Source organism: Methanocalculus chunghsingensis (assembly GCF_018132105.1).
GTDB classification, from domain to species: domain Archaea; phylum Halobacteriota; class Methanomicrobia; order Methanomicrobiales; family Methanocorpusculaceae; genus Methanocalculus; species Methanocalculus chunghsingensis.
Genome location: NZ_JWHL01000001.1, coordinates 1 through 12,515, shown reverse-complemented (window position 1 = coordinate 12,515; position 12,515 = coordinate 1). Strand labels below are relative to the sequence as shown.

13 protein-coding genes and 2 tRNA genes are annotated in these 12,515 nt (G+C 48.9%); 5 read left to right on the top strand and 10 right to left on the bottom strand.

Annotated features, from left to right (window positions below):
* Positions 1-12 precede the first annotated feature (12 nt).
* The 8 genes from RJ53_RS00075 to RJ53_RS00040 form a co-directional block, all read right to left on the bottom strand.
* Positions 13-450: a NusA-like transcription termination signal-binding factor gene (locus RJ53_RS00075; protein ID WP_211529574.1), complete on the bottom strand. Its 438-nt coding sequence runs from the start codon at positions 448-450 to the stop codon at positions 13-15.
* Position 451: 1 nt separating this feature from the next.
* Positions 452-742: a 50S ribosomal protein L30e gene (locus RJ53_RS00070; RefSeq protein WP_211529573.1), complete on the bottom strand. Its 291-nt coding sequence runs from the start codon at positions 740-742 to the stop codon at positions 452-454.
* Positions 742-2,055, bottom strand: a complete 1,314-nt coding sequence (gene rpoA2, locus RJ53_RS00065; protein ID WP_211529572.1) for a DNA-directed RNA polymerase subunit A'' — start codon at positions 2,053-2,055, stop codon at positions 742-744. The genes RJ53_RS00070 and rpoA2 overlap by 1 nt, the downstream gene beginning before the upstream one ends.
* Position 2,056: 1 nt before the next feature.
* Complete coding sequence (locus tag RJ53_RS00060) at positions 2,057-4,714, bottom strand: DNA-directed RNA polymerase subunit A' (RefSeq protein ID WP_211529571.1); 2,658 nt, start codon at positions 4,712-4,714, stop codon at positions 2,057-2,059.
* A 12-nt stretch (positions 4,715-4,726) separates the two neighbouring features.
* Positions 4,727-6,541, bottom strand: coding sequence for a DNA-directed RNA polymerase subunit B (rpoB, locus tag RJ53_RS00055; protein WP_211529820.1), 1,815 nt, complete (start codon positions 6,539-6,541; stop codon positions 4,727-4,729).
* 2 nt (positions 6,542-6,543) lie between these two features.
* Entirely contained in the window at positions 6,544-8,109 is a 1,566-nt protein-coding gene (locus RJ53_RS00050) for a DNA-directed RNA polymerase subunit B'' (protein WP_211529570.1), read from the bottom strand.
* A gap of 6 nt (positions 8,110-8,115) precedes the next feature.
* Complete coding sequence (locus RJ53_RS00045) at positions 8,116-8,367, bottom strand: DNA-directed RNA polymerase subunit H (RefSeq protein ID WP_211529569.1); 252 nt, start codon at positions 8,365-8,367, stop codon at positions 8,116-8,118.
* Positions 8,368-8,451: 84 nt separating this feature from the next.
* Positions 8,452-8,525: transfer RNA gene (locus RJ53_RS00040), tRNA-Lys, on the bottom strand.
* 184 nt (positions 8,526-8,709) lie between these two features.
* Between RJ53_RS00040 and RJ53_RS00035 the strand changes: the two genes are divergently transcribed.
* A complete protein-coding gene (locus RJ53_RS00035) occupies positions 8,710-9,138 on the top strand; it encodes a phosphate-starvation-inducible PsiE family protein (protein WP_211529568.1) in 429 nt (142 codons plus the stop codon).
* Positions 9,139-9,160: 22 nt separating this feature from the next.
* Here the strand turns inward: RJ53_RS00035 and RJ53_RS00030 are convergent, their stop codons facing one another.
* Positions 9,161-9,796, bottom strand: a complete 636-nt coding sequence (locus RJ53_RS00030; RefSeq protein WP_211529567.1) for a response regulator — start codon at positions 9,794-9,796, stop codon at positions 9,161-9,163.
* Complete coding sequence (locus RJ53_RS00025; RefSeq protein ID WP_211529566.1) at positions 9,796-10,170, bottom strand: roadblock/LC7 domain-containing protein; 375 nt, start codon at positions 10,168-10,170, stop codon at positions 9,796-9,798. Before RJ53_RS00025 ends, RJ53_RS00030 begins: the two co-directional genes overlap by 1 nt.
* Positions 10,171-10,432: 262 nt before the next feature.
* Here RJ53_RS00025 and RJ53_RS00020 point away from each other — a divergent pair.
* The 4 genes from RJ53_RS00020 to RJ53_RS00005 all read left to right on the top strand — a co-directional run.
* A tRNA-Pro gene (locus RJ53_RS00020) sits at positions 10,433-10,506 on the top strand.
* Positions 10,507-10,537: 31 nt separating this feature from the next.
* The gene (locus tag RJ53_RS00015; RefSeq protein WP_211529565.1) at positions 10,538-11,392 is read left to right on the top strand and encodes a damage-control phosphatase ARMT1 family protein; all 855 of its coding nucleotides are present in this window, start codon (positions 10,538-10,540) and stop codon (positions 11,390-11,392) included.
* A gap of 46 nt (positions 11,393-11,438) precedes the next feature.
* Positions 11,439-11,894, top strand: coding sequence for an NfeD family protein (locus tag RJ53_RS00010; RefSeq protein WP_211529564.1), 456 nt, complete (start codon positions 11,439-11,441; stop codon positions 11,892-11,894).
* The coding region (locus RJ53_RS00005; RefSeq protein ID WP_246495896.1) for an SPFH domain-containing protein at positions 11,894-12,515 on the top strand (622 nt) is incomplete at its 3' end. The genes RJ53_RS00010 and RJ53_RS00005, both read left to right, overlap by 1 nt.

Sequence of the window (12,515 nt, the reverse complement as noted above, 5' to 3'; positions counted from 1 at the left end):
AATGAAGAGAGATTATTCCTGGATAAGTTCGATATCTGCGATATCAAACTGTCTCCGGACGAGGTACTTGGCTTTCAGAATATTCTTTCCTTCTTTTCCGATTGCAAGACCACGATCTTCCTCATTAACCTCGACATGGGCGACCTGTTCATCCTCTTCTCCTTCAATGGTCACAGATGTCACCTGTGCCGGGAGGAGGCAGTTTCTGATGAACTGGACGAGATCATCTGAATATTCAACGACCTCAACCCGCCTGTCAAGAACTTCGGATGCTTTCTTGATGCTTGCACCCTTCTTGCCGATTGCCAGACCCATCTCACCAGGATTAATGATGAAGATGACCCTGTCGTAGCGATCATCGATGACACAGTCACGTGCACCAGCACCGGTGAGATTCTCAAACTGAGAGATCAGCCGCATGCAGTCTTCTGTTAAGGTAATTTCGGACATATTACGCTCTCTGAAGGGTAAGAATGTCAGATTCACCAGGTTCGATGACGGCAAGCGCACTGACGATAAAGTCTTTTCCACACTCTCGGCCGAGCTGGCGGCCTGAGCCCTTATACGGGTAAACAGCCAGGTTCTCCTGACCCTCTACAAATTTTTTAAAGTCTTCCGGGCAGTTCTGTGCAATGATGACAAGACGAGCTGTTGCATCTTTGATACTTGTCTCTGTACTGTTCCGGCCAAGTGTGACCGTTCCGGTCTTCATTGCCCTGCGTAAAGATGTATTGAAATCCATTAGTTCTCACCTGTTCTGGTGATGTTGTTCATCGGCCTGACTACCAGCCGGACATCACCCGTTCCGAGTTGAATTGGCTGGCCCACGATGACATTCTCCGTGACACCGCAGAGTACGTCATGTTCATGCGCTATTGACGCATCGAGGAGGTGATTGACTGTCACCTCAAACGCCGCACGTGAAAGGACGCTCTCCTTCTCTCCAGCAATACCGTGACGGCCAATCTGTTTGACCTCACCATCCATGCACATCATATCTGCAACGAGCATGATATGCCGGACATCGACACCGATACCCTGCTCACGAAGCGTACTATTCGCTTCGTGAATGATTGCATTTCGTGCTGCCTCGATTCCGAGAATATGAGAGATCTCATTGATGTTATTCGTACGGGTTCGCGTGGTATCCACGCCCTCAACCTCGAATACGTCTTTAAGATTGGATCCCTCAGTATATAGGATATACTCTCCGGATTCTTTTCTGACAACGACACGCTGAATATCATCGATACCCTGCACGATGACGTTTCTGACATGCTCGACAAGCTGGAAGAGATTTTGATAGCTTAACTGGTCTTTTGGGATGAAACGAATGATGCCCTCGGCCTCATTCACCTCAAACTCAAAGTCCCGGTAATGGCGGCGCTCGCGGATCTTCGCGGGTGCGCGCTCAAGAATCTCGGAGATTTTTATCCTCCGCTTATCACAGACCGCCTTGTTCAGGGTGACGATGACACGCATATTTTCCATGTCAGTGACGATGTCGCCAAATTCATGGAGTGGAGATGCCTCAACATCCCAGGAAACCTCACGGGCACGGTCACGATCTTCGCGGAATCCATCCTCAAGGTAGATCGTCATTGTCGGGGTCGATGGCTCCTTTCGTGCATCCATAATCTCAATGAGACGTGGAAGACCCAGGGTGACGTTAATTTCAGCGACACCAGCATAGTGGAAGGTACGCATCGTCATCTGTGTACCAGGCTCACCTATCGACTGGGCTGCAATGATCCCGACCGCTTCGCATGGTTCTATTCTGGTGAGACCATACTCCTTGATGACACGTGTAAGAATCTCATCAAACTGCTCATCAGTAACGGGATTATCCTGATCCTCTTTCTTCAGAAGGAGACTGATCAGCTGATCATGTGTCTTGACGGGAAGATGGGCATCATTGATACGGCAGATACGATCAAGAATACGTGTAAAGACGTCTTCTTCAACTTCTTTTCCAGAGAGCCATTCTGTGATCAGATCATGGATCGTCTCCGGAAGACTGAATGATTCAAGTCTCTCAATATATTTCTCGCTCATATCAGACCTCCTCCTTCAGAACACTCTCAATAATGCCTTTGACATCCACCGGATCTCCAAACGCGCTCTTCGTCGGATCGGTTCCATCCTCTCCATAATTAAACTGGAGGATCCGGCCACCTGTTGTTCTGACGGTGCCATCATAGGCGACCTTCAGATCCTGAAGTGCATTGATCAGCCTCCTCTGGAGATATCCACTCTGCGAGGTCCTGACTGCTGTATCGACGAGACCTTCACGGCCACCAATCGCGTGGAAGAAGAACTCGGTCGGATTGATACCACTCTTATAAGAGTTCCGGATAAAACCATGAGCTCCTGCACCCTGATCATACTTTTTGAAGTGAGGGAGCGTCCGTCCTTCATATCCACGAACGATACGCTCACCACGAACCGACTGCTGGCCGATACACCCTGCCATCTGGGTCAGGTTCAGCATCGAACCACGGGCACCGGAGACGGCCATAACCACAGCGGAATTTCCAAGTCCAAGGTGCCGGCCGGCAATATCACCAGTGCGATCCCTGGCCTTTCCGAGGACCTGCATGATCTGCATCTCAAGCGTCTCTTCAGCAGTCCTGCCCGGCATTGGTTCGAGCTGGCCGTTCGTGTAGATGCTGATCCTCTTCTCAACATCAACCTCTGCCTCATCAAGGAGATCACGTATCTGGGCATACTCGGTTCTGGATAGATCTTCATCATCGATTCCAAAAGAGAAACCGATGAGCATGATACTCCGGATCGAGAGCTGTGTCATATCGTCGATGTACTGGCGGGCTCGCTCAAGTCCATGCTGACGGATGATCCGGTTCATGATAGCCCCATCAAATGCACCAACCGATTTTTTATCGATGGTGCCGGTAATGAGTTCTCCATCCTCGATCCTGATGTATGCGTCTCGTTCACAGAGCTCGCGTTTGCATTCATTACAATTCTTACAGGACGTGGCCCGATAGACCATATTCAATCCTTTTGGAAGGATAAGGGAGAAGACCTGTTTATTTGTCCAGTATGCAATGCCATCCTCGATCTTACCGGGTTTTGGGAGGTATTCGATATTGGTATGCTTTAAAAGATACAGTACCTCTGCCTTGGTATGCCATTTCGGCATATGCGTCAGCAGGAAGATGCCCGAGATGTGGTCATGAATACCACCGATGATGGGACCCCCGAAACGGGGGGAGAGAATATTCTCCTGAACAGATGCAAGAAGATATGCCTCAGCCCGTGCCTCCTCGGTCTGCGGGACATGCATGTTCATCTCATCACCATCAAAATCTGCATTATATGGGGGACAGACAGCAGGGTTAAGCCTGAACGTCTTGTCACCCATAATTTTGATCCGGTGGGACATGATACTCATCCGGTGCAGTGATGGCTGACGGTTGAAGAGGACGATATCCCCGTCACGAAGCTGGCGGTCAATGGTCCAACCAACCTCAATCATCTGGGCAACTGTTTCACGGTTATCAAGAGGTCCGGATCCACCATGAAGGCGAATCCTCCGTTTATCCGGCCGGATCACGTAGTTTGCACCACAAGGATCACGCAGGGTCGGACGTTCAGGTCCGACCATGACGATTGAACGAACTTCCTCAATGTTATGGCTTGTAACCCTGACAGGGACGGACATCTCATTCGCTATTGCAAGTGGAACACCGACCTCGGATACAGAGAGATTCGGATCGGGAGATATAACCGTACGGGCTGAGAAGTTAACACGCTTACCGGAGAGAGAACCCCTGAAACGGCCATCTTTACCCTTCAAACGCTGGGAGATGGTTTTTAACGGCCTGCCGGATCTATGGCGTGCAGGTGGACATCCTGCCACTTCATTGTCCATGTAGGTGGTCACATGGTACTGAAGCAGTTCCCAGAGATCCTCAATAATCAACTGAGGTGCCCCTGCATCCTGGTTTTCTTTAAACCTCTGGTTGATCCGGATGATATCAACGAGCTTATGGGTGAGATCATCCTCTGAACGCTGACCATTTTCCAGAATGATAGAAGGACGCATCGTCACCGGTGGGACAGGGAGAACCGTCAGGATCGTCCATTCAGGACGGGCAACACTGGCATCAATCCCAAGAATCCGGAGATCGTCAGATGGAATACGCTCAAGCCGGGCCCTGATATCTGCGGGTGTCAGCTTATGCTCGACCTTTCTGCCATCATCAACATAGACCTCCATGAAGGTCGTCGGTTTCTCGAAATTCACCTTTAACTGCTGTTCATTACAGTGAGGGCAACTCCGTTCCTTCTTGATATCCTTCTCAGAGACGACCTCAGCAGAGAAAGGATCTTCTTCCAGTGCAGAAAACTTCTCAATCTCCTGGGGTTCAAGAAGAAGACGACCACATGCCCTGCAGGTGACACGCAGGAGTTTCCTGATCAACCGTGTAAACCCGACATGAATTACTGGTTTCGCCAGATCGATATGACCAAAGTGACCGGGGCAATCCCCGGATTTCTGGCCACATGTCTTACAACGGAGACCAGGATCGATGACTCCAAGACTTGGATCCATCAGGCCTTTGCTGTATGGAAACCCATCATCATCATAGGTATCCGGCCAGATCACCTTGCATACACTTACTTTACGGATATCTTTTGGTGAAAAGAGGCCAAAATCAATCATTCCTATTCTTTTTGGGCTTGGCATATCTCGATCACCTCAGACAATATCCTCTAATATCAGTCGTGGGGCAATTCCCATACTGATCATCTCATCCAGTAGCAATTTGAAGGCGTAGCTCATCTCAACCTCATAGATATCTGTCTCTGCACCACACGCAAGACAGGAGGTTACCTTCCTCTTGGCATCATACATCGCGACCATGCCACACTGAGCACATACCCATTCCTTCACAGCATCCGACTCATCAAGAAGACGTTCTTTTAATGCCATGGCTGCACCGTGGCCGATCATGACATCACGTTCCATCTCACCGAACCGAAGACCTCCTTCACGGGCACGTCCCTCAGTCGGCTGCCTGGTCAGAACCTGAACAGGTCCACGGGAACGGGCATGCATCTTGGTTGAGACCATATGGTAGAGCTTCTGATAGTAGATGACACCAACATAGATATCAGCAGCAAAGCGTCGGCCGGTGATGCCATCATACATCACTTCTCTTCCATTATGAGAGAAACCAAGGTCTTGGAGCTCTTTTCTAAGAGTAAACTCCTTCTCTCCACGGAAAGGCGTCGCATCGATCCTGCGCCCCTGAAGGCTCGCAACCTTACCACCGATCATCTCAATCATATGACCAATGGTCATACGTGACGGGATGGCGTGCGGGTTGATGACAAGATCAGGAGTGATACCTGATTCGGTGAAGGGGAGGTTCTCCTGCTGGGTAATCAACCCGATGATCCCTTTCTGACCATGACGTGACGCAAACTTATCACCGATCTCAGGAATCCTGAGATCACGGGTTCTGACTTTGACGAGGCGTGAGGAGTTCTCACCCTCGGTCAGTATGACAGTATCAACGATGCCATGTTCATTGCTCCTCATCGTAACCGAGGTGTCCCGCCGCTTCTCAACAGCTATCAGCTCTGCTGTCGGCTCTTCAAGGAACCGGGGTGGGGAAGTCTTTCCGATGAGAACCGACTTCTCAGAGACGATCGTCTCAGGGCCGATGATACCATCAGAATCGAGATTCCGATATGCACCCTCTCCATGGGAGCCGGAGACATCCTCGTCAGGGATCTCAATCCGATCGATCTGACCACCAGGATATCGACGTTCCTCTCCATCATAGGTTCTGAAGAAATGAGATCGACCAAGACCACGTTCAATTGAAGACTTATTGAAGATAAGCGCATCTTCAATGTTATATCCTTCATAACTGAGGATGGCAACGACGAGGTTGTACCCCTGAGGGCGCTCCTCAGATCCGATCAGCTCGGCTGCCTGAGTCTTGACAAGAGGCTTTTGCCCGTAGTGGAGCATGTGGCCACGTGTATCCGGCCGAAGCTTCATATTCGCCTGAGCAAATCCGAGCGCCTGCTTGATCATTCCTGCACCCATCGTTACACGTGGTGATGCATTATGTTCAGGGAATGGAACATGTGCTGCACCAATGCCAAGAATCAGTTGGGGATCGATCTCCATATGCGTATGCTCAGTGGTTATGCCATCCTGGCTGACGGCGATGAAGAGATCATCCTCTTCCTCAGCATCGACATACTCGATCTTCCCCTGCATGATCATATCATCAAAAGTATACTCACCCGATTTTATCCTTGTAATATCCTCATCAGTAATGACCGGTTTTCCACCTTCGAGAATGATAAGAGGGCGGCGGGCACGTCCACGATCGGTATTCAGGACAATCTCGTTACTATATTCCTTAAATGAGATATTGACCTCGGAGGGGAGATCACCACGCCGCCTGAGCTCGCGTATTTTCTTTACAAGCGCAACTGGATCATCCGCGACACCGATCAGGGCACCATCGACGAATATTCGTGCTTTCTGCATCATCAGTTCTCACCTCTGAGAGGTTCCACACCGATGCTTAGAAGCACCTGTTTGAGATGGTCATCATCTTCCGTACCTTTGCTAACCTCAACGAGCTGGGCAAAATTCTTTACAAGACCACAATTTGGTCCTTCCGGAGTTTCTGATGGACAGATACGGCCCCACTGGGTCGGGTGCAGATCACGAGCCTCGAAGTGTGGCTGGGACCTTGAAAGAGGGGAAATAACCCTTCGCAGGTGGGAGATGACCGACATATGGTCAATCCGGTCAAGCAGTTGTGAGACACCGGTCCTCCCACCAACCCAGTTGCCTGTCGCAAGTGGATGGAGCAACCGTTCAGTCAGGACATCGGCTCTGACTGCTGTCTGGATCGAAAGATCACGGTGTCGCATGCTCGCACGTTCAAGCTGGTACTTGATGTCCCTTGTCAGACGATTAAGTGATATCCGGAAGAGATCCTCCATCAGATCACCGGCAAGCTTCAGCCTCTTGTTGGCATAATGATCCTTATCATCAGGCTTTCTCTTATGGAGGGCGAGATGGAAACAGGCCTCTGCCATCCGGCCGAGGAAGTGAGCTTTGGCAAGCCTGACATTCAGAACCATCTCGGAATGACCAGGATCACCCTCTTTTAATGTTGGCGAGATCAGGTAATTGAGATGTGGAAGGAGATAATTGTCAAGGACGAACTCTGCACGCTTCCGCTGATACTCTTTCGTCTGGTTGGGAGCCAGTTTCTTACCAACATACATCACTCCTTCTTCGACAGAACTGCATTCAGCCGCTTCAAGGTTCTGAAGCATGTATGTGAGGATATCCTCGTCCCGTGAGACGGCAGTAACAATGTCCGCATCCGTCTCGAGGCCGAGCGAGCGCATCAGATCAGCAAACCTGAGGTTTCCTGCCACCGAGGGGAATGATACATCAAGGAGATTCTTTTTATTCTTCTCGACGACCACAAGCGCACGATAACCGCGATACTGCGAGAATACCTTTGATACATGTATCTGTTCGTTGTACCGTTCAGTATACTCGGTCATGATCTTATTCGATGCAAGATCCTCAAGCGTCATCAGGACACGCTCAGTCCCGTTAACGATGAAGTACCCTCCTGAGTCAAGGCGATCCTCACCACGTTCGACCCGCTCTTTATCAGAGAGTTCATAGAGGTTGCAGGCTTTTGATCCAATCATCACGGGGAGTTGCCCAATCGTCGTCTCAATTGGATCATACCGTATGTCACCCTGGCAGAGAGTCATCTCGAGGATCATTGGTGCGGCATAGTTGAGGTTACGAAGCCGCGCCTCGGTTGGGAACAACTCACTCTGAGAACCATCAGCTTCCCGGACGATCGGTTTTTCAACTCTGATCTTTCCAAGTTCCACCCAGACCGGGTCGTTATTCTTCCCTCTGTGTTCAATATCAGTTTCTATGATACGCTGCTCATTGACGACTTTCTGAAGATTGAAATCTAAAAAATTGTTATAAGACTCAAACTGGTGACGTGCAACATGATCTTTGGAAAAATATGCCTGCGATAATACGCTTCTATCAATCAGATGGATCATCTCCGATTATTTCTTGGGTCTCCTCACGACAAGGCGATACGATTCAGCTTCACCAGCAGTATGACTTTTACGGGTGATCCGTAAGACGGTCCCCGGTAAAGCTTCGACAGCTTTAACTATCGGATCATCATGATATATCTTTGGTAACTGCTCAATCGTAATATTATAATCAGAGAGGAGTTTGCTCACTTCTTCATTTTCCATGATCTGATGCTTTGGCACCATATCATGCATCAGAACATTTAACCTGGTGCCCATCAATGATAGCCCCTACAAATAGTGTTGAATTGGATGATGTTCAGAGATCTCACCGCACAAAAACCACAGTTTTGACCGTGGAAACGGGCCCGAGGGGATTTGAACCCCCGACCACCTGGTTAAAAGCCAGGCGCTCTGCCTGACTGAGCTACGGACCCACTGGTCAATGAAACCTAGCATTATAAAAATGTCATTTACACATATAAATTTAACGGATATTCCCCCACCATCATTCTTGGCAGAACCCCGACCCGACTGTTAATACTATCAAATCAATTGTAGATCGACATCCTTTTGTTGGACGCGCAAGAAGTAGTAAATCAATACAGAAGTGACGAACATATGTCAGACTATGATCATCTCAGCCCCACCATGAAGACTGTTCTTGATATCATATCAAGAAGCACCCTCATCATCTATGCCCTGATCGCCATCCTGCTTATCGTGATTGCCCTGCTCACCTTCTTCGATGCAGCCTATCTGATACTGACAATATTCTCACACGAAAACCTCATCCAGGGAATTGTCGAGATCCTTTATGTCCTTCTCCTGACGATCATTGTCGTTGAGGTACTCGAGACAGTCACCTCATATTTCCGCACAGGGCGCATTCTTGTCAGGCCGATTCTTATTGCAGGATTGACCGCCATGGTACGAAAGGTTCTGATCATCAACATTGAAGAGATGCATATCACAGAGTCCATTGCGATCATCGGGATCATCGGAGTATTGGTCGCAGGTATTTATGTCCTCTGGAAGACGGAAATGTAGACGATAAAAGAAAGGATTCTGATTATTCGGATTTTTCAACCCCGATCTGATCCCGCAACTCTTCAAGACGGGCCTCCTGAATAGAGAGGCCATTTTTCATATTCCGCATTGCAATCTCAATCTTGTCGACACTTCCCGTTTGCAGATCCTTGAGCGAATAGGTATTCTCAAGTATTCGTATAAGACGCCTGTTGACATCCACACTCTTGACAAGGCGCGCATATTCAGAGACAAGAGCTATATTTGTCCCCCGTTCCTCAGCAAGACGGATAGCTTCAGCGATCTCCCGCCTTCGGGCAAGAACATGCTCAATTCCATCATAAAGCTCTTTATGGGTGATCGGTTTGATGATGTAATCCTCAATATATATCCCATACTCCTGCGCTTCATCAGGAGTGAGTTGTTTTGCCGTCAGCATCAGGACCGGTATATCCCGGGTTTGTGGATTCAGTTTGATATTCTCAAGCGTCTCCCACCCATCCATCGGTTCCATCATAATATCAAGGAGTATCAGATCAGGGGATATTTCATCAAGGAGATTGAGACCTTCCTGACCACTTCCGGCTGAATATGTCTCATACCCACCCCGTCTGAGCATGGTGACAAAGACTTCAACGATAGCAGGATTATCATCGATAACCAGAATTGTCGCAGTCATCAGAGAGTACCCCCAATACTTTCCCCGATTTCAAGGAGTTTTGTTGAGAGAACTTCAACATCCACACCTACATCGACAATCGCAGCAATCAGAAGGCGGGCACCAGCTCCAATAACAATGATCATCTTATCTTCACTCTTTACAAGAACCCAAAAAGGAGATTTTACATTTACAACTGAAGCTGCGGCTTCTGAGGAGGCAATCATCGTCGCACACATTGCCCCAAATGATTGTGCCGAAATTGAGTCTTCGAAAGATTTGCCTATGAGGATACCATCGTTTGAAACAAGGGCACAATCAATAATCCCCGGAACCGCCAGTATATCATCGATATAATGACGAACCTTCTCTTTAAGTGTACCTGGTGATGACATCTATGTATTCTCCAGTAATTTTCCAACCCCTGAAATCATTATCCTGCCAATCATCCGAAGATCGAACAGGTGATCACGACAGATGAATGTTTGAAACAGACAAATCAATGATTGATTAACTGTATACATAAATACCTTTTTGCTTTTTTTTGGGGGCTGAAGGGAATATCACCACGCTCAATCATCCTGATCACCAGGAAAGCCGCTATCCGGCAACAAAAGAGTAAACTAGATAAATCATCCTGTCGAATGTAATTAGGACGGGGCCATAGGGTAGCCTGGCCATCCTAGGAGACTGGGGGTCTTCTGACCTGCGTTCAAATCGCAGTGGCCCCATTTCAACTCTTTCTTACATCAGGTTGATCACATGAGAATTACCGATGATTGCAGGGATTGTCTCCTTTCCCGCGTACGATTTGAAGCATCACTCTGCACAGATGATCCGGACCGGATTGATGAAGCAGTGGATTCCGCCAAAATCCTGCTTGAAGAACGATGGAACGATGATGTTCCCGCACCCGTTATTGCCGGGGCAGTTCACCGTTGCTGTTACAAATCCGTTGGATCAACGGATCCATACAGAGCGCTGAAATATAATGATACGAAGACCGCACGTGAGGTTCTGGTAAAGGTACGGCCATATATAACCGACTTCAAATCAGCCATCATTGCAGCAACGATCGGTAATTCAATCGATTATGGAGTTCTTGGCCATACAATTGCCGAAGATTATACCGGGTTCTTCAGGCGCGAATTTGAAGATGGGCTCTACCATGATGACTCGGATGAAATCGCAGAGCGTGCGCGCAGAGTCGTTTATCTAACTGATAATACCGGAGAAATCCTCTTTGACAAACTCCTGATCGAGGAGCTGAAGAACCTCGGGGCACATGTTACTGTTGCTGTCAAAGAGGCCCCCATGCTCAACGACGCGACACTGGATGAAGCACGGGATGCCGGGATAGAAGAAGTCGCCGACCACCTGACCACCACAGGAGGTGGAGCAGAACTTGGAATTAACCTCAACTGTATCCCCGTTGATCTGCAGCAGGCGCTTCAAAGAGCGACCCTTATTATCTCCAAAGGACTTGCCAACTATGAATCTTTATCAGAGTATAAGGAACTCCCCCCAATTGCAGTTCTGATGATGGTGAAATGTGAGCCGATCGCACGGGATCTGGGTGTTCCGAAAGGTGTGAAGATCGCCCGCATCCTCAGATAAATGGATTGAAGGAAGGAATTATACCCCCTCCCTGCCATCTATCCATATGGTGCTTGAGACCAACCTGTATTTTGCACTGATCATTATCGGGGCACTCCTTATCCTCTATGAGGCCATCAATCCGGGCTTCTTTGCTGCGGTACCCGGTACGACGATGATTGTTCTGGGTATCATGTTCCTGATGGGTATCGATGTATTCAATACAGTCTGGGGCGTTATCCTCGGAGTAGCTTCGGCATTGATTGCAGCAAGCCTCTCCGTCCTCCTCTATCGGCGCCTCTCTCCCGAACAGCTACCAACCACGCTAAGCAGGGATTCGCTGATTGGCAGGGAAGGAAAAGTGATACGGGAGGTTGGCGGTGAGGAAGTCTTTGGGAAGGTTTTAATCGCCGGTGTCGAGTGGAGCGCACGCTCAACTGGAAGAGTACTCTCCCCCGGAACTCCCGTCAGGGTCGTCAGTTCCGAGGGAGTGCATGTTATTGTTGAGGAGGTACAATTATAATGTCAATTCTGGATAATCTGTTTACATTAAACTTAACCACGTTCATTCTGATTTTAGTGATCGTATTCATCTTTGCCCGCGGTGTTGTCATCATACAGCCATATCAGCAGGGGCTGACCATCCGGCTTGGAACATATACAGGCAGGATGAATCCCGGATTTCGGTGGATCGTTCCTTTCATCACTGAAGTGATCAAGCTGGATCTCCGAACCCAGGTGATCGATGTCCCATCACAGGAAGTTATCACCAAGGATAACTCTCCGACGAATGTTGATGCAATCATCTACGTCCGTGTAATGGATCCTGAGAAGGCATACTTCGAGGTTGCCGCATATAAGGCTGCAACCGTTGCACTCGCCCAGACAAGCCTTCGTGGTATCATTGGTGATATGGAGCTTGATGAGGTACTCTACAACAGGGATCTCATCAATAACAAGCTCAGGGACATGCTTGACCGGGAGACCGACCAGTGGGGCGTCAAAGTAGAGCGTGTCGAGATTAAGGAAGTCGATCCGATCGGTGCCGTCAAAAAGGCGATGACTGAGCAGACATCTGCGGAACGTGAGCGGCGTGCTGCAATCCTCAGGGCAGATGGTGAGAAGCGTGCCGCAATTCTCAGCG